Consider the following 21796-nt stretch of genomic DNA (forward strand, 5'->3'; position numbering starts at 1 on the left):
TCTGGTCGGGGCTGCGCGCCCCGGCTAACCTCCGACCCTTGCCCGCCACGGGCTGAACCGTTCGGAGGTCCCTGATGGAATACACGAAACTCGGCGCCACCGGCCTTGAGGTCTCGCGCATCTGCGTCGGCTGCATGAGCTTCGGCGTGCCCGACCGCGGCAACCACGCCTGGACGCTCGACGAGGCGAACAGCCGCCCGATCATCCGCCGCGCGCTCGAAGCCGGCATCAATTTCTTCGACACCGCCAATGTCTATTCCGACGGCACCAGCGAGGAAATCGTCGGCCGCGCCCTGCGCGACTACGCACGGCGCGATGAGGTGGTGATCGCGACCAAGGTCAACGGCCGGATGCGCCCCGGGCCGAACGGCGCCGGCCTGTCCCGCCGCGCGATCATGACCGAGATCGACAACAGCCTCCGCCGCCTCGGCACCGACCATGTCGATCTCTACCAGATCCACCGCTGGGACTATTCGACGCCGATCGAGGAAACGCTGGAGGCGCTGCACGACGTGGTGAAGGCGGGCAAGGCCCGCTATATCGGCGCCTCCTCGATGTTCGCCTGGCAATTCGCCAACGCGCTGGCCATCGCCGAGCGTCATGGCTGGACGCGCTTCGTCTCGATGCAGAACTACCTCAACCTGCTCTATCGCGAGGAGGAGCGCGAGATGCTGCCGCTCTGCCGCGCCGCCGGCGTCGGCGTGATCCCCTGGAGCCCGCTCGCCCGCGGCCGCCTCACCCGCGACTGGGACGACGCCACCGCCCGCGCCGAGACCGACGAATTCGGCAAGACGCTCTACGCCGCCACCGAAACGGCCGACCGCAAGGTGGTCGAGGCCGTCGCCACGATCGCCGGCGAACGCGGCCTCAAGCGCGCGCAGGTCGCCCTCGCCTGGGTGCTGTCACGCCCTGGCGTCACCGCGCCGATCGTCGGCGCCACGAAGCTCGCCCATCTGGAGGACGCGATCGAGGCGATCGGCGTCACCCTCGGCGCCGAGGAGATCGGCCGGCTCGAAACCCCCTACGTGCCACACGCGGTGGTCGGCTTCTCGTAACCGGGATCGGACGGGCCTGGATCAGGCGCTACGGAATCAGACGGGAAGCCTGTCCTCGGCGTCGGTCAGTCCCGGCGCCGTCGCCCAGGCGAGTTCCACCAGCGTGACGATCCGCCGCCCCGCCCCGTCGAGCTGGCAGACGATCAGCCCCTGCTCTTCCATATAGGCGAGCAGCCGCCGCGCCCGGCCAAGCGAGCGGGTGCCATAGGCCCGCGCAATCGCCGGGTCGCCCGGACAGGGCAGGCCGTCGCGCGCGGCGCGGGCGATCATCAGGTAAATCCCCTGCATGTCCTCGGGCAGGATGGCGGCGCGGCCCAGCACGTCCTGCCAGACCGCGTCCTCCGCCATCGCCGCACTGATGCCGGCGCGCGCGCGGGTCAGCATCCGGCGGAAAGCGGCGAGATCGGGGGCGGCAGCGCCGAGTGCCTCGATCCGGCAGCGGACGAGAAAATCCTGATACAGTACACCGACCGGGCGGAATCCCGCCTCGGGATCGGCCAGGAGATCGGCAAGGATGCGCTCGAGCCGCGCCTGAAGCTCGGCCCGTTCGGCCGGGCTCTGCGGCGGCTGCGCCTCGGCGCTCGTCTCCTCCACCACCGGCCGGGCCGCCATCAACTGGCTCAGCAGGTCGGGCGGCGGCGGGGATGGGGCGCGACGCGGCGGGCGCGCGGCCTCGGGCGGCGGCGGGGCGAGGATGACGGTCTGCGCATCCTCGATCGCGGCCTGGGGCAACGGGGTGAGGCGCGGGGTTGCATGCCGCGCCTCGGTCTCGGTCGGCCCGATCCGCAGGGCGAGCGGCCGGCGCGACAGGGCGGGGCCGAGGGCGATGAAATGCCCGCGCTCCAGGTCGCGGAACGCCTCCGCCTGCCGCCGCTCCATGCCGAGCAGGTCGGCGGCGCGGGCCATGTCGATATCGAGAAAGGTCCGCCCCATCAGGAAATTCGAGGCCTCGGCGGCGACGTTCTTGGCCAGCTTGGCCAGCCGCTGGGTCGCGATGATGCCGGCGAGCCCACGCTTGCGGCCGCGGCACATCAGGTTGGTCATCGCGCCCAGCGAGAGCTTGCGCGCCTCGTCCGACACCTCGCCGGCGGCGGCGGGGGCGAAGAGCTGCGCCTCGTCGACCACGACCAGCATCGGATACCAGTGATCGCGCGGGACCTCGAACAGCCCGCCGAGAAAAGCGGCGGCCCGGCGCATCTGGTTCTCGGCGTCGAGCCCCTCGAGATTCAGCACGGCGGAGACACGGTGCGCGCGGGCGCGCTCGCCGGCCAGTTGCAGCGTTGGCTCGGAATGCGCTTCGGCATCGATCACCAGATGGCCGAATCGGGCGGCAAGGGTGACGAAATCGCCCTCGGGATCGATGATCGCCTGTTGAACCCAGGCAGCACTCTGCTCGAGCAGGCGGCGGAGCAGGTGGGACTTGCCGGAACCGGAATTGCCCTGGACCAGCAATCTCGTGGCCAGCAGTTCCTCAAGGTCGAGAACGGCAGGCGCGTTGCCGGCCGCCATACCCATCTCGATCGCCACTGTCATGGTCCGATTCGTCGCCTCCTGATGCGAGTCCCTGCCGGGCCGGCCGGTCTGCCGGGGCGGGACTGCGTGCTTCGTCAATGGGATAGGCGCGGCATCCGGCCTTGCCTGGTGCGTGACCCGCTCCGGGGGGTTCGGCTTATCAACCAGGGGCCACCGCGTCGAGACGCGATAACAGGATACGGTGGGCAAGATTGACGAAATTATGTGTAATTCTGTGCTTTGCCGTAACGTATCGTTAAGTTTTGCGGAGTACATACAGTCTTGCACGAGCGCAAAACAGCGTGCGCCGGCTGCAACAACCGCTGCCGCAGGCCGTGCAAAACGCACGGGGACCGCGCCCGCCGCCGAAAAATGTCGTCGGCAATTCGGTGACTGCCGTGAGAGAGCGGCACCTTTCTGCCCCTCCCCGCCTTGCGGGGCCCCGCGCGACAGGGGTGATAGGTAAATGCGCGGGATGGAGCCATGCAGCGCAGATTCGTGCTGCACGGAAGCTTGGTGAACAGGATTGCGATGGACAGAGCGACTTGGCGCAGAGTGGTGCGGCTCAGGCGGCGAGCAGCGATGCAAATCCAGTCATCCAGAATTCGGCATTCGCCAGGTCGTTGATGCAGAGGCAGCCTTGCGGGGCGAAGCGGGTCGCCCGTTCGAGAAGCTGGATGTCCGCCTCGTGCTCGCGCGCCACATGCGGATCCTCGAAGAAGATCAGCCGCCGGCAGCGCCCTTCCAGCACCTCCTCGGCGATCTGCGCGTCGCCGCCCCGCGGGCCGGACTGGAAGGCGGTGGACCAGCCCGGAACGGGCGGAGGCAGAACCGGGCGCAGCGACGCCGCCTCGGCCGCCATCCGCGCCGGAACCTCGCCGTTCAGCAGCCCGCCGGTCGTGCCCGTGGCAAGGCGCCGGCCGAAGCGCGACAGAAGCGCATGGTGCCGCCGGGCGAATTCCAGCATCACCTTCTTCTGGGTGTCGTGGGCGATCAGCCCGATCGTCTCGGACGCGACGGCTTCGGGCCGCATCCAGTGTGCGAGTTGCGCGGCAAGACCGGTGCGGTCGATGCCGGCGAGGCTGTGCCAGACCAGGGCGAGCCATTCCGAGGCCGCACCGCGGTTGGTCAGGAACGGCCGCCCATGCACGACGCATTGCCGCTTCAGCGCCTGCATCTCGGGGAACACGCCGATCGGGTCGACCGGGTCGATCAGGTAGATCACGAAATCGAGCGCCGCACGGCCGGAGGCGTCCGGCACCACCATCGAGGTCAGGGTGATCACCCCGCCCTCGCGCGCGGGGCGCAGGCGGGTGGGCGGGTTGGCGCCGAGCAGGCCGGAGGCGAGGATCGCGTCGCAGGTGGCGCCCACCGCATGCAGTCGCACAACGGGTGCTGCGAGGAGCGGTGCGAAGTCACGCAGGAGGGCGAACAGCGGCGAAGCCGTGCCACCGCGCAAGGCCGCCGACGCCGCGATGCCGATCCGCACGACGCCCGTTTCATCGCCGCCCGTTTCATTGCCGCGCGTCACTGTCATGTCCCGCCTCCCTGCCATGCCATTCGCCTGCCGCAACACGGAGAGTCCGAGCCGGCGGCGGAAAAATCAATAGGGCGCAGCGGGACGCGGAGGAGCGATTCAGCCGCCATTAACTATTATATTGTATCCAATTTTTAGAACGATTTGTAACTGAATATTTTTGTTTTATTATCAGGAGTTTGCCGATGGAATTGCGTTTTCTCGGCGGATACCGACATCTTCACGCGGCCGTGGACGCGATGGCCGGTCTCGTGCGGGTGGATGCAAATGGCGCGATCATCGATGCAAACCCGACATTTTGTGCGCTGCTTGGCGGCGCGCGGGCGGATTTCGTCAGCCGGGATCGGGCTGGGCTGATCGGCGACGTCGTCGATCCGGACTATCTCCGCCATCTCGCGGAGGGAACGGGATGGGAAGGCACGCAGACGCTTCTCGGCCCCGGAGGACGCAGGGTGCCGGTCCGGCTGGTGGCGCAGCGGGTGGATGGCGGGGCGGGCGAAACGGCAGAGCTGGTGCTGGCGGTTTCGGAAGCGGAGTTGCGGGAGATGCACGAGGCGCGCGGCCTGCGGACCATCGCAAGCGGACGCGGCATGATCGAGTGCGCGCCGGATGGCACCATTCTCGACGTCAACAACAATTTTCTCCGCGCGGTCGGCTACCGGCGGGACGAGCTGATCGGCCGGCATCACCGGGTGCTGACCGTGGCGGACGAGGCGACGAGCGAGGCCTATCGCCAGTTCTGGGAACGGCTGCGCGCCGGCGAGCATTTCGTCACCGAAATCGCCCGGCGCCACCGTGACGGCCATACGGTCTGGCTGGCCGAATCGTACAATGGGATGCGCGATGCCGCAGGTGCGGTGACCAGCGTAATGATATTCGCCTCGGACGTGACCGACCGGGTGCAGGCCGTCGAGACGATCAAGCAAGCGCTGGATGGGCTCGCGACCGGCGTGCTCGATGTATCGCTGCCGGAGGGGCTGCCAGCGCCGTTCGATGTGATCGCCGCAGACCTTAACGGCGCGGCCGCCGCGCTCAGGACCACATTGCGGCAAGTGCGGGATTCCTCGTCCGTGATCGATGGAAGCCTGCGTGAAATCCGCGCGGCGGCCGACGACCTGGCACGGCGCACGGAGGGAGAGGCTGCAAGCCTCGAACAGTCGTCCGCGGCCCTGGCCCAGCTCGACAAGCACCTGCGTGCCACCGCCAATGAAGCGAAGCAGGCCGGGGAAACCGCGGCGGCGACTGCCGGCAAGGCAGATGAATCGAACCGGCTGGTGAGTGAAGCGGTCGATGCGATGCGAGCGATCGAGTCCTCGTCGGCAGAAATCGCACAGATCATCGACCTGATCGAGGAAGTCGGGTTCCAGACCAACCTTCTGGCGTTGAATGCCGGGGTGGAGGCGGCGCGGGCCGGCGAGGCCGGGCGCGGCTTCGCTGTGGTCGCATCGGAAGTGCGGGCCCTCGCCCAGCGCTCGTCAGACGCGGCGAAGCGGATCACCCCTCTCATTCTCGGCTCGCGCCGCCAGGTGGCGGCCGGCGTCGATCTGGTTGGACGAACCGGCGAGGCGTTGCAGGGGATTTTCCGCGACGTCGAGGCGATGAACAGGCGGATTGCGGAGATGGCAACGGCGATTACCGCACAATCGGACGACATCGGCGCAATCAATTCCGCAATCGGCTATCTCGACCAGGCGGTCCAGCAGAACGCGGCGATGGCCGAAGAGGCGAATGCCGCCACCGCGACGCTTGCCGGTCAGGCGGAGGCGCTTTCGCGGATCGTCGGGCGGTTCAGCTTCGACTCCAGCACGGCGCGGCAGGTTGCGCCCGTGCAGCTGCGCGTGGTTCGGGCCCGGGCGTCGTGAGCCCGCGCTGCGCGAGGGGTCAGGGGGACGGTTGCGCTAGAGCACGTTCCGATCCATCCGGATCGGATGCCGTGCTCTATCTTGTTGATAATTCGAGCATCTTTATCCGATCAGATGATTCCATCTGATCGGATGATGCTCTAGGTGCGCCGGGTGCAGCGAGCTGCCCCGGGCGACGAGGCGCAGCCCGACCTCGATGCGCTCGGGTGAAAGGATTTCGCCGCGGCGGCTTGCGGCGACCGCGCGGGCCAGCATCGCCCCGGCGCGCTCACCGATTCCCCGCGCATCGACCGCCACGGTACTGATCGCCGGCACAGCGCAGCGCGACACCTCGAAATCGCCGAAGCCGCCGATCGCGATCCGCTCCGGCACGGCGATGCCCCGTCGCTGGCATTCGCCGATCGCGCCGAAGGCGATCAGGTCGCTCGCGCAGACCACCGCATCGGTCTCCGGCCAGCGTTCCAGCAGCCGCGCCATTCCCTCAGCACCGTGCCGCATCGACAGCGGCGGCTGGCCGTGGCGGAAGACCAGCGGCGGGCCGAGCCCGGACGCCGCCAGCGTCTCCTCATAGCCGCGGCCGCGCTCCTCGCCGCGTGGATCACGCCGCGAGGCGCCGCCGAGAAAGGCGATGCGCCGCCGCCCGATCGCGGCGAGATGCGCCGTCATCACAGCGCCCGCCGCGCGGTTGGAGAAGCCGACCACCCCGCCGATGGGGGATGCGGGCAGATCCCATGTCTCGACCACCGGCAACGCCGAGCGACTGAGCAAGGCGGCAACGCGCCGGCTATGCGCTCCGCCGGTCAGCACGATTCCCTCCGGCCGGTGCCGCATCAGCGTCTGCAGCAGCTCTTCCTCGCGCGCGCTGCTGTAGAGCGTGGTGCCCAGCAGCAGGTCCAGTCCGGCCTGGCGCAACGCCGCCTCCAGCCCGGCGACGGTTTCGGCGAAGTTCGAATTGTCCATCGAGGGCACGATGGCGGCGACGAAACCCGACCGCCGGCTGGCCAGCGCGCCCGCCGCCGCATGCGGGACATAGCCGAGCCGGGATACCGCCTCCATGATCCGCGCCCGCGTCGGCGCCGCCACCACAGCACCGCGCAGCGCCCGCGAGACGGTCATTTTCGACACGCCTGCAGCGGCGGCGACATCGTCCATCGTCGGCGCGCGGCGGAGCGGCGGAGCCATCGCGCCGGCGCCTAGAAGGCGAGCTGGACCTTCACCGCTCGCGCCTTGTCCGCCGCGAGCGCGAAGGCTTCCACCGCCCGCTCGGCCGGCAGCACCGCGCTGAGCAGCGGGTCGGGGTCGATCGCGCCAGAGGCGAGCAGCGCCACCGCCTCGGCGAATTCGGGGCCGAAGCGGAAGGCGCCGGCCAGCTCGATTTCCTTGCTTACCAGTGCCATCAGCGGCAGGGTCATGTCACCGCCGAGGCCGAGTTGGACGATCCGCCCCTGCGGGCGCACCACCCCGATAAGCCCGGCGAGCGAGGATGCCGCGCCCGATGCCTCGATCGCGACGTCGAACCAGCCCTTGCCTTCGGCGAAGCGGGCCAACCCGTCCTTCTCGCGGGCGAGATCGACCGTTTCGGTGGCGCCCAGCCTTGCCGCGAGGGCGAGCGGGCCGCCAAGCACATCGCAGGCGACGATTTCGGCGGCACCGCGATGCCTTGCTGCGAGCAGGGCGAGCAGGCCGATTGGCCCCATCCCCGCGATGATCACCCGCATCCCCGGCCCGATCGCCGCCCGTGTTGCGGCGTGCAGGCCGACGGCAAGCGGCTCGGCGAAGGCGGCGCGCTCGACCGTCAGCCCCGCCGGCAGCCGCACGAGTTGGCGCGCCGGCACCGTGATCGCGGCGCGGAACGCGCCGTGGATGTGCGGCCGGCGCATCGCGCTGCCGAAGAACCGCATGTCGGTGCAATGCTGTGTCACCCCGGCAGTGCAGAACCGGCAGGTGCCGCAGGGCAGCGACGGGTCGATCGCCACCGCCTCGCCGGGCACAAAGCCCGATGCTGCGCCGGCATCCTGCACCTCGCCGGCGACCTCGTGGCCGAGCACCATCGGCTCGGCCAGCCGCACCGGGCCGAAGCCGCCGTGGCGCATGTAATGCAGGTCCGAGCCGCAGATCCCGCCGCGGCTTATTCGCACGCGCACTTCGTCCGGCCCTGGCGGCGGCGCCGGGCGGTCCTCGATCCGGAGATCGCCGGCACCGTGGATCACGATCGCGGTCATGGTGATTTCCTCCTTGAGCGGTGGGCCGGGTTCGTGTTACGCCATGAAATTGTTACCGCTAACATGCGCCGGTTTGGGCGCTTCGGCAAGCATCCGGCGTGAGCTGGCACGAAATTCGAGACCGGCGCGGGCCGGCGGATCAGAAAAATGACCGGCGCAGACCGGTCGAGGGATGGATACGTGGGACTGAAGCTGTTCGACCTTTCGGGCCGCAGGGCCCTGATCACCGGCGGGCGCAGCGGCATCGGCCGCGCCATCGCCACCGGTCTCGCCGAGGCCGGGGCGACGGTGATCCTGAACGCGCGTGATGCCGGCCGGCTGGAGGCCGCCACCGCCGAGCTGCGCACCCTTGGGCTCGACGCCCATGCCGCCTGTTTCGACGTCACCGACGCCGACGCCACCGCCGAGGCCATCGCTCGGATCGAGGCGGAGGGGCCGATCGACATTCTGGTCAACAATGCCGGGCTGCAGCATCGCGCCTTGGCGGCGGATTTCCCGCTCGACGCCTTCGACCGGATCATGGCGCTCAACGTCCGTGCCGCCTTCGTCACGGCGCAGGCGGTCGGCCGGCGGATGCTCGCCCGCAATCGCGGCAAGATCATCAACATCGCCTCGGTGCAGAGCGAGCTCGGCCGCGCCTCGATCACCCCCTACACGATGAGCAAGGGGGCCGTCCGCCAGCTGACCCGCGGGCTCTGCGCCGAATGGGGCGGGCGGGACATCCAGGTCAACGCCATCGCGCCCGGCTATTTCCGCACCGAGCTGACCGCAGCCCTCACCGAAGATGCCGATTTCTCCGCATGGCTCGCCGCGCGCACGCCGGCCGGCCGCTGGGGCGAGCCGGACGAGCTGAAGGGCGCCGCGATCTTCCTCGCCAGCGCCGCGTCGGATTTCGTCAACGGCCAGATGATCTTCGTCGATGGCGGGCTGACGAGCGTCGTATGACCACGATCGGGCTGATCGGCGCGGGGGTGATGGGCAGCGCGATCGCCCGCCGCCTGCTCGCCGCCGGCTTCAGCCTGCGCGTGCATGACCGCAATCCCCCCAAGCTCGCCGCCCTCGCCGCTCAGGGCGCCCTGCCCGCCGCCACCCCGGCCGAGGCCGCGCGCGGCTGCGGCTTCGTCATTCTCAGCCTCAACGACGCCGCCGGCATCCGCGCCGTCACGTTTGGCGATAGCGGCATCGCCGCCGTCGCCGGGCCTGATACGCTGGTGATCGACATGTCCTCGATCGACCCGGCGGCCACCCGCGCGCTGGCCACCGGATTCACCGCCGCCTGCGGCGGGCGGTGGCTCGACGCCCCGCTCTCCGGCGGCGCGCCGGGCGCGCTGGGTGGGCGGCTTACCGTGATGGCCGGCGGCACCAGCGCGGATTTCGAGGCCGCCCGCGCGGTGATCGATCATCTCGCCGCCCGCTTCACCCTGATGGGCGGCACCGGCGCCGGGCAGGCGGCCAAGCTGGCCAACCAGCTGCTCTGCGGTGTCGGCTTTACCGCTCTTGCCGAGGCAATAGCCCTCGCCGAGGCCGCCGGGGTCGATGCCGCACGCCTGCCCGAGGCGCTTGCGGGCGGCCGTGCCGACTCCGCCATCCTGCGCGAGTTCGGCGCCAAGTTTGCATCCCGCGACGAAACCCCGACCGGCCGGCTCGACAACATGGTGAAGGATCTTGCCGGCGCCGCCGGCCTCGCCACCGAGGCAGGCCTCGCCCTGCCGCTGCTCGACGCAGCACTCGCCACCCACCGCGCCCGCATCGCCGAGGGACTCGGCGGGGCGGATACCGCCGCCCTGATGCGCGCCTTCCCTCGCAATGCAGGCAGCCCGCCATGACCGCGCCGCTCCTCGCCATGCGCGGCATCTGCAAGAATTTCGGCGGCACGCGGGCGCTGGATACGGTCGATCTCACCGTCAACGCTGGCGAAATCGTCGCCTTGCTCGGCGAGAACGGGGCCGGCAAATCCACGCTCATCAAGATCCTTGCCGGCGTCTACCCGATGGATCGCGGCGAGATCAGCTTTCGCGGCGCGCCGGCCACCCCCGGCGCCCTGCCGGTGCGGTTCATCCATCAGGATCTCGGCCTCGTCGACTGGATGACGATCGCCGAGAATTTCGGCCTCGCGCTGGGCTTTCCACGTCGCCTCGGCCTGATCGACCGGCGTGCCGCCGCCCGCCGTGCGGCCGCCGCGCTGGCGGAGCTTGGCGTCGATCTTCACCCCGAAACCCGCATTCGCGACCTCGCTCGCGCCGAGCGCGCCCTCGTCGCCATCGCAAGGGCGCTGGCTGGCGAGGGCGAGATGCTGGTGCTCGACGAACCCACCGCGAGCCTGCCCGCCGCCGAGGTCGAGCGGTTGTTCACCGCGCTGCGCCGGCTGCGCGCGAAGGGCGTGGGGATGCTCTATGTCTCGCACCGGCTGGACGAGGTGTTTGCGCTCGCAGATCAGGCGGTGGTGCTGCGCGACGGGCGGCTGGCGGGTGCCGGCGCGGTCGGCACACTCGATGCCGGGGCGCTGATCGGCATGATCGTGGGCCGCGCCGTCGCTCGCCACCGCCGCGCCGAGACCGCACCCGGCGCGGTCCGGCTGGAATGCCGGGATCTCTCGGTCGCCGGCGGCCCGCCGGTCAACCTTTCGGTCCACGCCGGCGAAATCCTCGGCCTCGCCGGGCTCGTCGGCGCCGGGCAGGAGCGCCTCGGCCGCGCCCTGTTCGGCCTCGCCCCGCGCAGCGCCGGCAGCCTCCTGCTCGACGGTGTCGCATCCGCGCCGGATTCGCCGCAGGCGGCGATGGCGCTCGGCATCGGCTTCGTCGCCGGGGACCGGGTGGGTGAGTCCACCGCGCCGCGCCTGACCGTCGCCGAGAACGCCTTCCTCAACGCCTATGCCCACGGCATGAAGCCGCTCGCCATCGTCCCGCCCGGCCGCCTTGCTCGCCGCGCCGCCGCCCTTGGCCGCACCGTCGGCCTGCGGCCGAACGATCCCGCGCTGCCGATCGAGCAGCTCTCCGGCGGCAACCAACAGAAGGTCGTGGTCGGCCGCTGGCTCGACCAGGCCGCCCGCCTGCTGGTGTTCGAAGACCCGACCGCCGGCGTCGATGTCGGTGCCAGGGCCGACATCTACCGCCTCTTCGCCGCCGCCGCCGCGTCCGGTGCGGCAATCGTCGTCGTCTCGTCGGATTTCGAGGAGATCGCCGAACTGTGCGACCGCGCGCTGGTCTTCGACCGCGGTGCGGTGGTCGCCGAAATCGCCGGGGCGGCGCTGACCATGGAACGCCTGCTCGCCGCCGCCTCCGCCGGCATCGCGGCGGCAGCACCACCTGAAGCCGGGGAGATCCGCGATGGAATCGCTTAAGTCCGACGCGCTGGAGCCGAGCGGGGCAGAGCGCGCCGCCCTGCCGCGCGCCGAACTCCGCCGCCGCCAGCTCACCGTCTATGGCCTGCCGATCCTCACGGTCGCGCTGATCGTCCTGTTCTCCGTGCTGCTGCCGGACACTTTCCCCACGGCGGGCAACATGAGGGCGATCTTCGTGGTGAAATCGGTCGTCGCCCTGCTGGCACTCGCCGCCCTGCCGCCGATGATCGCCGGGCGGATCGACCTGACCGTGGGCTACGGCATCGTGCTGTGGTCGATCATCGCGATCAGCCTGCAGGTGCAGTATCACTGGCCCTGGCCGCTGGCGGTGCTGGCAGTGCTCGGCCTTGGCGGGCTGTTCGGGCTGATGAACGGCATGCTGGTCGAGATCGCGCAGATCGACAGTTTCATCGCCACACTCGGCACCGGCACCATCATCTACGCCCTCGCCGAATGGTATACCGGCGGCGAGCAGGTAGTGGGCACGCTGCCCGCCGCCTTCACCGCCATCAATGACGGACGCCTGTTCGGCGTCGTGCCCTTTCCCGCGGTCTACGTGCTGGTGGTGGCGCTGCTGCTCTGGCTGGTGACCGAGCGGATGCCGCTCGGCCGCGTGCTCTACGCGATCGGCGCCAATCGCCGCGCCGCCGAGCTGAACGGCATCGTGGTGCGCCGGCATGTCATCCTCGTCTTCGTCGCCTCCGGCGTGCTGACCGCGTTCGCCTCGGTGGTGCTGGCCGCACAGCTGCGGATCGGCGCGACCAGCCTCGGGCTCAGCTACCTGCTGCCTGCCCTGGTCGGCGCCTTTCTCGGGTCGACCACGATCCGCCCCGGCCGGGTGAATGTGTGGGGCACGGTGGTGGCCGAGCTGCTGCTCGCGGTCGGCATTTCGGGGATCGAGCAGCTCGGCGGCGCGTTCTTTGTCTCCAGCCTGTTCAACGGCGTCACCCTCGTGGTCTCGATCGGCCTGGCCGGTCTCGCCCAGCGGCGGCGCGGCGTTCTCATCAAGGCGGTGCCACCGACGCCCGCCGCAACCGGGGAGGATTCATGAAAAAGACAACAATATTGCTGGCGGCACTGTCCGTCGCCGGCTTCGCGACACAGGCGCTGGCAGCGCCGTCGATGCTCGCGACAGCACGGCAATATGTCGCGGCGGCGACCAATCCCGCCCTGCCCTATACCGGGCCGACCACCGGGCCGAAGGCGGTGGAAGGCAAGTTCATCGTCTATGTCTCGTCGAACCAGTCCAATGGCGGGGCGCGCGGCGTGGGCAAGGCGGTGCGCGCGGCGGCGAAGGCGATCGGCTGGCGCTTCCGCCTGCTCGACGGCAAGGGCACGGCGGCCGGGCAGAATGCCGCCCTGTCCGAGGCGATCGCGCTGAAGCCGGCCGGCATCGTTCTCGGCGGGCTGGATGCGACGCAATCCGCCCCGTTCATCGAACAGGCCGACAAGGCCGGGATCAAGGTAGTCGGCTGGAATGTCAGCCCGAAGCCGGGACCGATCGCGAAACCTGCCGTCCTCTACAACGTTGCCCAGGACCCGCTGGAGGTCGCCCGCGCCGCTGCCCTCTACGCCATCGCCCGCTCGGACGGGCATGCCGGCGTCGTCATCTTCACCACCAGCGAGTTCTCGATCGCGCTCGCCAAGTCGAACCGCATGGCGGCGATCATCCGCGCGTGCAAGGGCTGCCACCTGCTCGGCATTGAGAACGTGCCGCTGTCCTCGACTGCGACGCGGATGCCGCAGGTGACCGCCGCCCTGCTCGCCAAATATGGCAAGAGCTGGACCTACTCACTCGCCATCAACGACCTCTATTACGACTACATGGCGCCGGGCCTGTCCGCCGCCGGGCATCGCGGCGATGGCCCGCCCTATAACGTCTCGGCCGGCGACGGCTCGCAATCCGCCTTTCAGCGCATCCGCTCGAAACAGTTCCAGACCGCGACCGTCGCCGCCCCGCTGGAGCTTGAGGGCTGGCAATGCGTGGACGAGTTGAACCGCGCCTTCGCCGGGCAGAAAGCGGTCGCCGAGCCTGATCCCGTGCATATCTTCACCCCCGAGAACGTCAATGAGGACGGTGGCGACAAGGATGTGTTCAACCCGCCGAACGGCTACAAGAAGGTGTTTCTGCGGATCTGGGGCCGCGCCGGCTGACCCCGGCGCGCAACACTCACACGCCGGTTGATCCCGGCGTGCAACACTCACGCGCCGGTTGCCCCCCTCGTGCAGCACAGACACGCTGATTTCGCGGTGACGGCGCGGGGGGAGGTTCCTGTATAAAAACTTCACACCAGCACGCGGCGGTGGGGTAGAGCTTCCCCATCGCCGCGACTGCGTGAAGGAGTGCAGCCATGCCGACCACGATCGAACTGCCCGACCGGATCATCGTCGATCCTGCCATCACCGCGCTGCGACGACAGATCCGCCACTGGCAGCATGTTCAGGACAGGGCCGGGCTGATTGCCTTCATGCTATTTGCCGCAACGTCACTGGTCATCACGCTGGCGCTCTGACACGGGCGGCAGGCGGCCCGACGCCCCCGGCTCAGACCACGCGGTTGACGGGAGACTGGCCGGCGAGGATCGCCTCGATCCCGTCCAGCGCCAGCATGCCCATCGCAAGGCGGGTCTCGCGCGTGGCACTTCCAAGATGGGGCAGCAAGACGACATTCTCGAGGCCGAGATAGATTTCGGGCACGGCGGGTTCGGCAGGAAAGACGTCGAGCCCGGCAGCGCCGAGATGGCCGCTGGCAAGTGAAGCCGCGAGGGCTTCATCGTCGATCGTGGTGCCGCGGCCGGTATTGATCACGATGGCGCCGGGCTTGAGGCGGGCGATGCGCGCGGCGTTCAGCCAGTGCAGCGTCGCGGCACCGCCGGGCAGGTGGATCGACAGCACGTCCGCCGCGGCGAGGAAGTCGGCCTCGTCGGCGATGAAGGCGGCGCCACCCTCCTGCTCCGGCTTCAGGCGGCGGCGGTTGTGATAGACCACGCGCATCGACAGACCCTGCGCCATCCGCGCCAGCGCCTGGCCGATGCGGCCCATGCCGAGGATGCCGAGCGTCTTGCCCTGGAGGCTGGTGCCCAGGAGGTAAGTCGGGGTCCAGCCCGGCCAGGCGCGGGCGCGGACGATGCGCTCGCCCTCGGCGGCGCGGCGGGCGGCGGCGAGCATCAGCGTGAGGGCCAGCTCGGCGGTGGCGAAGGAGAGCACATCCGGCGTGTTGACGACGGCGAGGCCCCTCGCCTTCGCGGCGTCGAGATCGATATGGTCGGTGCCGACGGAGAAGGTGGCGAGGACGCGTAGGCTGGCGGGGATGCGGGCGATCGAAGCTGCATCGAGCCGGTCGGCCGGGGTGATCAGGGCGGCGGCGGCGCCATCAAGCGCGGCGAGGAAGCCAGCGGCGTCGAAAGCGCCGTCCTGCGCGAGGAACCGGGCTTCGAAGCCCTCGGCGGCGCGGGCCTCGACCGGTTCGGGCAGCACGCGGGAGATGGTCAGTCCTGGTTTCATGGGCGGTCCTTGAGTTCGGCCAGCGCGTCCCGCGTGTCGAAATCGCGCAGGACTGCATCGTCGGGCATTTCGACCTCGGCGATCCGGTCGACATGGCGGGCGAGGATGTGGCGCGCGCCGGCATCGCCGGTGAGGGCGGCGATTTCGGGGAAGAAGCTCCGGTCCCAGAGGATCGGGTTGCCACGGCGGCCGCGATGGGTGGGGACAACGATGGCACGGCCCTCATCGGGGTCGTAGGCGGCGATCAGCCGGTCGATCGCGGCTGCATCGACCAACGGCATGTCGCCCAGACAGATCAGCGCCGCCGCCGTGTCCGCCGGCAGAGCGTTGATGCCGGCGGCGAGGCTCGCGGCCATGCCGGAGCCGAAGGCGGCGGCGTGGACGAAGCGGACCGGGCGGCCGGACAGCGCCTCGCGCACCGCATCGTCCTGATGGCCGGTGACGACGAGGACGAGCGCGGCGCGGGCGGCCAGCGCGTGATCGACCGTCGCGGCGACGAGGGCGCGGCCATCCTGCAGGCAGGCGAGGAGCTTGTTCTGCGGGGCGGCGCGGGAGGAGCGTCCGGCGGCCAGCACAATGACGGCGATTTTCGGCGCGGTACGGCGGGCGGCACGCGGCACGCGGGGTTCGGGGCGGGGGGCGAAATCCTTGAGCAGGCCGCCGATACCCATCGAGGCGATCAGCGCATCGTCGAGCGGTTCGCCGGCGAAAACGCGGTCGAGCACGAAATCGATGCCGTTGAGCCGGGGGCTGCGGGCGCAGCCGGGCAGGACGATGGCGGGCACCGCACCGATGCGGCCGAAGCAGAGCAGGTTGCCGGGATCGACCGGCATGCCGAAGCGGTCGATCCGGCCACCGGCCTCGGTAATGGCGGCGGGGGCGACATCGGCGCGGTCGGTCACGGCGGAGGCGCCGGCGATCAGCACGAGATCGGCCCCCTGGGCGAGAAGCGCGTCGATCGCGGCGCGGATCGGCGCGGTTTCGTGCGGGGTCTCGATCGGATCGAGCAGGGCACCGCCGCGGGCGGCGACGCGCTGGCGGGTGGCCTCGATCGTGTTGCGGATCGCCGCGTCCTTCAGCTGCGGCAGGCGGGAGAGGACGAGGCCGGTGCGCAACGGCCGGAACGCCTCGATCCGCAGCGGCGCGCCCGCGCCGAGCAGGGAGGCGGCGTGCGCCATCACCGCGCCGGGGACGGCGAAGGGGACGATCTTGAGGGTTGCCAGCATGTCGCCGGGGGCGACGGGGGTGGCATCCGGCAGGGTGCCGAGGGCAATCGCCTCGTCGAGCCCGTTGAGGGCGGCGATGGCGGCGGCATCGAGGCGGAACAGGCCGTGGGCTTCGGCGAAGACGTTGACGCGGCCATGCACCGGGGCGGCGACGCGCAGACCGGGACCGGCGAAATGGGCGCCGAGGCGGCGGGCGGCGTCCTCCTCCGGCACATCGCCCGGTTCGAGCCGGGCGACGGTGACCTCGGCGTGGCCGGCGGCGCGCAGGGCGGCGATCAGCACATCATCCAGCACCGCACCCTTGTGGATCACGCGGTCGCGCGTCTTGAGGCTATGGGCGAGGATGGCGCCGGCAAGATCGGCCGCAAGCGGGGCGGCGCCGAAGATCATGGCGCGGCGAGGCGACCGCGGCGGGCGGCGACGATTTCGGCGATGATCGACAGGGCAATTTCGGGCGCGGTGACGGCGCCGATATCGAGGCCGACCGGGGCGCGGATGCGGGCGAGCGCGGCATCATCCACCCCGGCGGCGCGCAGGCGATCGAGCCTTGCGGCGTGGGTTTTCCGCGAGCCGAGCGCGCCGACATAGAACGGATCGGCGGCCAGCGCCCGGCGCAGCGCCGGATCGTCGAGCTTGGGGTCGTGCGTGAGGGTGACGACGGCGGTGCGGGAATCGAGGCCGAGGCTGTCCAGCGCCTCGTCAGGCCAGTCGGTCGCGATGGCGACGCCGGGGAAGCGATCCGCGGTGGCGAAGGCGCGGCGGGGATCGACCACGGTGACGGCGAAGCCGGACGCCAGCGCGAAGGGCACCAGCGCCTGGGCGATATGCACCGCGCCGACGACGAGCAGCCGGGGGGACGGGTTGCGCGACTCGATGAACCAGGCATCGTCGCCGATCGTGACGGTGCCGCTCCGGTCGGCGGCAAGCATGGCGGCGGCCTCGGCAGCGAGGGCGGCGGGCGCGGCCTCGTCCGGCAGAATGAAGGCCACGCCAGTGGCAAGGTTGGTCGCGAAGGCGACCGGGCGGCGGGCGGCGGCGGCTTCGCGCAGGGCGGCGAGATGGGCGGCCTTCACGAGAGCTTTTCCACGAAAACCGAGACCTTGCCGCCGCAGGCGAGGCCGACTTCCCAGGCGCGTTCGTCAGTAACGCCGTAATCGAGGCGCTGCGGCGTGCCAGTTTCGATGCTGCGCTGGGCAGCCTCGGCCACCGCGCCCTCGATGCAGCCGCCGGAGACCGAGCCGGCGATGCGGCCGGAGGCGGTGACCGCCATGCGGCTGCCGACGCGGCGCGGCGAACTGCCCCAGGTGCTGGTGACGGTGGCGATGGCCACCTGTTCGCCTTCCGCGTGCCAGGCAGCGGCGATTCCGAGAATGTCCTCGGCGTCGGATGCGGTGTCGCTCATTGGCGGGTCTCCCACAGGGCGGCGGCCTGCAGTCGCGGCGGCGCCTCGCCCGACAGGGCTTGGACCAGACTGCGCAGGCTGGCCAGGTTATGCACCGGGCGGAACTCGTCGACATAGGGCAGCATCGCCCGGGCTCCTTGCGATTTCGGCGCGAAGCCATCGTAGCGCAAGAGCGGATTGAGCCAGATCAGCCGGCGCGAGGAGCGGTGCAGCCGCGCCATGTTGTCGGCGAGGCCGACCGCACCCTCGCGGTCCAGCCCGTCGGTGACGAGAAGGACGACGGCGCCTTGCGCCAGCACGCGGCGGGCCCAGAGCCGGTTGAACTGGCCGAGCGCCTCGCCGATGCGGGTGCCGCCCGACCAGTCCGGCACCGCGCCGGCGACCTGCTCGAACGCCTCTTCCGGGTCGCGCCGGGCGAGCTGGCGCGAGATGTTGGTCAGTCTTGTGCCGAAGAGGAAGGTGGTCACGCGGTCGCGCTCGTTGGCGATGGCGTGGAGGAAGTGCAGCAGGATCTGCGCGTAGCGGGCCATCGAGCCGGAAATGTCGCACAGGACGACGAGCGGCGGCGGACGGGTGAGCGGCACGCGGCGAGCGATGTCGAACACCTCGCCGGAATGGCGCATCGAATCGCGCAGGGTGCGCTTGAGATCGACCCGGCTGCCGCGGGCGGCGAGGCGGAAGCGGCGGGTGCGCCGTTCGTCGAGCGGGAGGGTGAGGCGGGCGATCTCGGCCTTGGCGGCGGCGATTTCCTCGGCACTCATCGCTTCGAAATCGAGGGATTCGAGGCGTTCCTGGCTTGAGGCGGAAAGCAGCGCGTCGACCTCGCGGCGTTCGTCGGGGCGGGGTTCCTGCTCGCGCGACCTGGCCGCCTGCATCGCCTCGGCCAGGCGGCGGGCGCCGGCGGCGGCCTTTTCCTCACGCGGGGCGCGGCCATCCATCGCTGCCAGCATCTGGGCGAATTTGGCGGCGTCGGGGTTGCGCCAGAAGACCGAGAAGGCCTGATCGAACAGCAGCGCGTGCTCGTGCCGGCGCAGCATCACCGCCTGCAGCGCCGCGCGCATCACCCGCCGGTCGGTGATGTCGACATGGGTAAGCGCCTCGGCGGCGGCGATGACCTCGCCGGGGCCGACGGGCAGGCCGGCGCGCCGGAGCAGGCGGGCAAAGTGCATCACGTTCGGCGCGAGCCGGCCCGTATCGGAGGCACTCATGCCGCCTGGATCGCCTCCCCGGTAAGGCGGGCGGCGGTCTCGCCACGGATTTTGGCGATGTCGTCCTGGTATTTCAGCAGGGCGCCGAGCGTGTCCTCGACTGCGGCGGGGGCAAGTTCGACCTCGTCCAGCGCGGCAAGGGCGGAGGCCCAGTCGATGGTTTCGGCGACGCCGGGGAGCTTGAAGATGTCGGTCGAACGGATACGCTGGACGAACTCGACCACCTGCGCGGAGAGCTTCGCCGGCACGCCCGGGGCGCGAGCCGCGAGGATTGCGCGCTCGCGGGCGGCATCGGGGTAGTCCACCCACTGGTAGAGGCAGCGACGGCGGATCGCGTCGTGCACCTCGCGGGTGCGGTTGGAGGTGATGACGACGACGGGCCGGGTGGAGGCGGCGATGGTGCCAAGCTCGGGGATGGTGATCTGGAAATCACCCAGCAATTCGAGGAGGAAGGCCTCGAAGGGCTCATCCGCGCGGTCAAGCTCGTCGATCAGCAGGACGGCGGGCGGCAGGCCTGGATCGATTGCCGAGAGCAGCGGCCGGCGGAGCAGGAATTCTGCGGAATAGAGCGTCTCGCGCAGGGCTGCGCGGCTGGCGCCGCCAGATTCGGCGAGGCGGATTTCCATCAACTGGCGGGCGTGATCCCACTCATAGGCGGCAGCGGCGAGATCAAGCCCGTCATAGCATTGCAGGCGGACGAGGCGCCGGCCGAGTTGCTCGGCCAGCACCTTGGCGATCTCGGTCTTGCCGGTGCCGGGCTCGCCCTCGAGGAAGAGCGGGCGGCCCATGGCCAAGGCGAGATGGACGCTGGTAGCCAGCGCCCGGTCGGCCACATAATTACCGCGGGCGAGCAGTTCGGCGGTTTCGGCGACGTTGCGCGGGAGGTTTGATCCGGTCATCCGATGTACTTGGAGAGGACCAGCGCCACGACAACCGCCGAAATGATGATCGGCACCCAGATCCCAAGCGGCAGGCCGGCGATGACCGGGTTGCTGCGATCCTCGCCATGGGCGGGGTGGGCGTGATCGTGGGCGTGGTCGGCCATGCTGGCGATCTCCTTGGTCGGGGTCGGTGCGGGGGCCGGGACGGCTTCCGGCGCGGGGGCGACTTTTTCGGAAAATTTGGTGAAGAAGGATTCAGCGTAGGATTTCGCCACCGAATCGATGAGGCGGGCGCCGAGCTGCGCCATCTTGCCACCGATCTGGGCGGAGACCTGGTAGGTCAGCTTCGTGCCGCCCTCGGCATCGGCAAGCTGGACCTTCGCCCCGCCCTTGGCGAAGCCGGCAACACCACCCTGCCCTTCGCCGGAAATCGTGTAGGCGTTCGGCGGATCGAGATCGGCCAGTGTCACCTTGCCATTGAACCGGGCGGAAATCGGGCCAATCTTGGCAGCAACCGTCGCGGTCATCTCGGTATCGGAGAGCTTATCAATGGATTCGCAGCCCTGTATGCACGCCTTGAGGACATCGGGGTCGTTCAGCGCTTCCCATACCGCTTCGCGCGGCGCGGCGATCAGCCGTTCTCCCGACATTTCCATGGGGCCTGCTCTCCTTCGTGACCGTGTTCCGTTTCAGCATCTTTAGTTTGAGGGCGCCGCGCGCGCAAATCCGCCCTGCCCTGCACCGCTTCGTCTTGAAAGGCAGCAGGCGATGCCCCCGCAGGTAAGCGGGCTTGCGGCGCTCGCGCCGTTCTTCGGCACGCTGGCGAGTTTTGCCCTGCTGCCGGGGCTCGCACCGCGTCTGTGGCACCGGCACATGGTGCGGATCAGCCTGTTCTGGGTGGCGCTCGGTTTTGTGATCGGGGCGGCTTCGGCCGGGCCGGCGGCGGCGGCTTCGCAGCTGTGGCATTCGGGGCTGGTGGATTTCCTGCCCTTCATCGCAGTGCTGATGGCGCTCTACACGCTGGGCGGCGGGGTGCTGATCGCCGGCGGGCCGTGGGGGCGGCCGGGCGGCAACCTGCTGCTGCTGGCGGTGGGCACGCTGCTCGCCTCAGCAATGGGGACGATCGCGGCCTCGCTGCTGCTGATCCATCCGTTGCTGGCGGCGAACGCGGCGCGGCGCGAGGTGAGGCATCTGGTGCTGGCGTTCATCATCGTCGTCGCCAATGCCGGGGGGGCGCTGACACCGCTCGGCGATCCGCCACTGCTGATCGGCTTCCTGCGCGGGGTGCCGTTCTTCTGGCCGCTGTTCAACCTTGCCGGGCCGATGCTGGTGGTGGTGGTGCCGGTGCTGGCCCTCGCATTCGCGGCCGATTGGTGGCTGGCGCGGCGCGAGCCGGTGCGGCAGGCCGAGCGGCTCAGGGTTCGGGGCGGCGGCAATCTCGCGATGCTCGCCGCCTTCATCGCGGTGCTGACGCTGGCCGGGATCAAACCCGGGCCGGAGGTCGCGATCGGGCCGGCATCGCTGCCGGCGGGGCAGATCGCGATCACGCTGACGGCAATCATTTTCGTCGCGATTTCCGAACGGGTGACACCGCGGGCGATCCGCGCGCGCAACCAGTTCGCCTGGGAGCCGATGCGCGAGATCGCCATCCTGTTCTTCGCGATCTTCGCGACGATTCCGCCAGTGCTGCGCACGGTCGCGGCGGCGGGGCTGCCGCAATCGGCGGGTTTGTGGTTCTGGGCCTCTGGCCTGTCCTCGGCGTTTCTCGACAGCGCGCCGACCTATCTGATGTTCTTCGAGGCGGCGGGGGGGAATGCGGCGCGGCTGGTCGCCCCGCCGGCGACGCTGCTGACGAGCTTCGCCGCCGGCTCGGTGTTGTTCGGCGCGCTGACCTATCTCGGCAACGCGCCGAATTTGATGATTCGTGCGATCGCGGCGCGGCGGGGTGTGCGGATGCCGGGCTTCATTGGCTACATGCTGGCGGCCTCCGCCGTGCTGCTGCCGCTGTTCGCTCTGGCGACGCTTGTATTCTTCGCCGGCTGACGCC

Annotated in this window: 20 protein-coding genes; 9 read left to right on the top strand and 11 right to left on the bottom strand. The window is 70.1% G+C overall.

All coding sequences use genetic code 11. From position 1 onward, the window contains the following. The first annotated feature begins 74 nt into the window (after window positions 1-74). Entirely contained in the window at window positions 75-1055 is a 981-nt protein-coding gene (locus HUW10_RS04875) for an aldo/keto reductase (RefSeq protein ID WP_174502476.1), read from the top strand. A gap of 36 nt (window positions 1056-1091) precedes the next feature. Here HUW10_RS04875 and HUW10_RS04880 read toward each other — a convergent pair whose 3' ends face one another. Then, window positions 1092-2588, bottom strand: a complete 1497-nt coding sequence (locus tag HUW10_RS04880) for an ATP-binding protein (protein ID WP_174502477.1) — start codon at window positions 2586-2588, stop codon at window positions 1092-1094. A gap of 544 nt (window positions 2589-3132) precedes the next feature. Continuing rightward, on the bottom strand, window positions 3133-4104 hold the full coding sequence (locus HUW10_RS04885) for a methylglyoxal synthase (RefSeq protein ID WP_174502478.1): 972 nt from the start codon (window positions 4102-4104) through the stop codon (window positions 3133-3135). Between the two features lie 185 nt (window positions 4105-4289). Here HUW10_RS04885 and HUW10_RS04890 point away from each other — a divergent pair, with 185 nt between their 5' ends. Continuing rightward, a complete protein-coding gene (locus HUW10_RS04890; RefSeq protein WP_174502479.1) occupies window positions 4290-5966 on the top strand; it encodes a methyl-accepting chemotaxis protein in 1677 nt (558 codons plus the stop codon). Window positions 5967-6068: 102 nt separating this feature from the next. Here HUW10_RS04890 and HUW10_RS04895 read toward each other — a convergent pair whose 3' ends face one another. Both HUW10_RS04895 and HUW10_RS04900 read right to left on the bottom strand, forming a co-directional pair. After that, entirely contained in the window at window positions 6069-7148 is a 1080-nt protein-coding gene (locus HUW10_RS04895) for a LacI family DNA-binding transcriptional regulator (protein ID WP_174502480.1), read from the bottom strand. An 11-nt stretch (window positions 7149-7159) separates the two neighbouring features. After that, complete coding sequence (locus HUW10_RS04900; protein ID WP_174502481.1) at window positions 7160-8188, bottom strand: L-idonate 5-dehydrogenase; 1029 nt, start codon at window positions 8186-8188, stop codon at window positions 7160-7162. A gap of 147 nt (window positions 8189-8335) precedes the next feature. On the opposite strand from HUW10_RS04900, the gene HUW10_RS04905 reads away from it, so the two are divergent. The 6 genes from HUW10_RS04905 to HUW10_RS04930 all read left to right on the top strand — a co-directional run bounded on the left by HUW10_RS04905 (window position 8336) and on the right by HUW10_RS04930 (window position 14041). Then, window positions 8336-9133 carry a glucose 1-dehydrogenase gene (locus tag HUW10_RS04905; protein ID WP_174502482.1) on the top strand — a complete coding sequence of 266 codons (798 nt, stop codon included), beginning with the start codon at window positions 8336-8338 and terminating at the stop codon, window positions 9131-9133. Beyond that, window positions 9130-10014 carry an NAD(P)-dependent oxidoreductase gene (locus HUW10_RS04910; RefSeq protein WP_174502483.1) on the top strand — a complete coding sequence of 295 codons (885 nt, stop codon included), beginning with the start codon at window positions 9130-9132 and terminating at the stop codon, window positions 10012-10014. Before HUW10_RS04905 ends, HUW10_RS04910 begins: the two co-directional genes overlap by 4 nt. Beyond that, window positions 10011-11528: a sugar ABC transporter ATP-binding protein gene (locus HUW10_RS04915; RefSeq protein WP_174502484.1), complete on the top strand. Its 1518-nt coding sequence runs from the start codon at window positions 10011-10013 to the stop codon at window positions 11526-11528. Before HUW10_RS04910 ends, HUW10_RS04915 begins: the two co-directional genes overlap by 4 nt. Continuing rightward, window positions 11515-12579, top strand: a complete 1065-nt coding sequence (locus HUW10_RS04920; protein WP_174502485.1) for an ABC transporter permease — start codon at window positions 11515-11517, stop codon at window positions 12577-12579. The genes HUW10_RS04915 and HUW10_RS04920 overlap by 14 nt, the downstream gene beginning before the upstream one ends. Continuing rightward, the gene (locus tag HUW10_RS04925; RefSeq protein ID WP_174502486.1) at window positions 12576-13682 is read left to right on the top strand and encodes a substrate-binding domain-containing protein; all 1107 of its coding nucleotides are present in this window, start codon (window positions 12576-12578) and stop codon (window positions 13680-13682) included. Before HUW10_RS04920 ends, HUW10_RS04925 begins: the two co-directional genes overlap by 4 nt. Window positions 13683-13879: 197 nt before the next feature. Continuing rightward, window positions 13880-14041, top strand: coding sequence for a hypothetical protein (locus tag HUW10_RS04930; protein WP_174502487.1), 162 nt, complete (start codon window positions 13880-13882; stop codon window positions 14039-14041). Between the two features lie 31 nt (window positions 14042-14072). On the opposite strand, the gene HUW10_RS04935 is transcribed toward HUW10_RS04930, so the two are convergent. From HUW10_RS04935 to HUW10_RS04965, 7 genes are read right to left on the bottom strand one after another with little or no spacing between them, the layout of a single operon-like run. Next, window positions 14073-15032 carry a D-glycerate dehydrogenase gene (locus HUW10_RS04935; protein WP_174502488.1) on the bottom strand — a complete coding sequence of 320 codons (960 nt, stop codon included), beginning with the start codon at window positions 15030-15032 and terminating at the stop codon, window positions 14073-14075. Continuing rightward, complete coding sequence (locus tag HUW10_RS04940) at window positions 15029-16648, bottom strand: NTP transferase domain-containing protein (protein ID WP_174502489.1); 1620 nt, start codon at window positions 16646-16648, stop codon at window positions 15029-15031. The genes HUW10_RS04935 and HUW10_RS04940 overlap by 4 nt, the downstream gene beginning before the upstream one ends. Then, a complete protein-coding gene (locus tag HUW10_RS04945; RefSeq protein ID WP_174502490.1) occupies window positions 16645-17331 on the bottom strand; it encodes an XdhC family protein in 687 nt (228 codons plus the stop codon). The genes HUW10_RS04940 and HUW10_RS04945 overlap by 4 nt, the downstream gene beginning before the upstream one ends. Next, on the bottom strand, window positions 17328-17660 hold the full coding sequence (locus HUW10_RS04950; RefSeq protein ID WP_174502491.1) for an XdhC family protein: 333 nt from the start codon (window positions 17658-17660) through the stop codon (window positions 17328-17330). The genes HUW10_RS04945 and HUW10_RS04950 overlap by 4 nt, the downstream gene beginning before the upstream one ends. Then, on the bottom strand, window positions 17657-18868 hold the full coding sequence (locus tag HUW10_RS04955; protein ID WP_174502492.1) for a VWA domain-containing protein: 1212 nt from the start codon (window positions 18866-18868) through the stop codon (window positions 17657-17659). The genes HUW10_RS04950 and HUW10_RS04955 overlap by 4 nt, the downstream gene beginning before the upstream one ends. After that, complete coding sequence (locus HUW10_RS04960) at window positions 18865-19767, bottom strand: MoxR family ATPase (protein ID WP_174502493.1); 903 nt, start codon at window positions 19765-19767, stop codon at window positions 18865-18867. The genes HUW10_RS04955 and HUW10_RS04960 overlap by 4 nt, the downstream gene beginning before the upstream one ends. Further along, window positions 19764-20405: a carbon monoxide dehydrogenase subunit G gene (locus HUW10_RS04965; RefSeq protein WP_174502494.1), complete on the bottom strand. Its 642-nt coding sequence runs from the start codon at window positions 20403-20405 to the stop codon at window positions 19764-19766. Before HUW10_RS04965 ends, HUW10_RS04960 begins: the two co-directional genes overlap by 4 nt. Window positions 20406-20517: 112 nt before the next feature. Between HUW10_RS04965 and HUW10_RS04970 the strand changes: the two genes are divergently transcribed. Then, complete coding sequence (locus HUW10_RS04970; RefSeq protein WP_174502495.1) at window positions 20518-21792, top strand: sodium:proton antiporter; 1275 nt, start codon at window positions 20518-20520, stop codon at window positions 21790-21792. Window positions 21793-21796: the final 4 nt, after the last annotated feature.

The sequence above is a fragment of the Acidiphilium sp. C61 genome (assembly GCF_905116885.1).
Taxonomy (GTDB): Bacteria; Pseudomonadota; Alphaproteobacteria; order Acetobacterales; family Acetobacteraceae; genus Acidiphilium.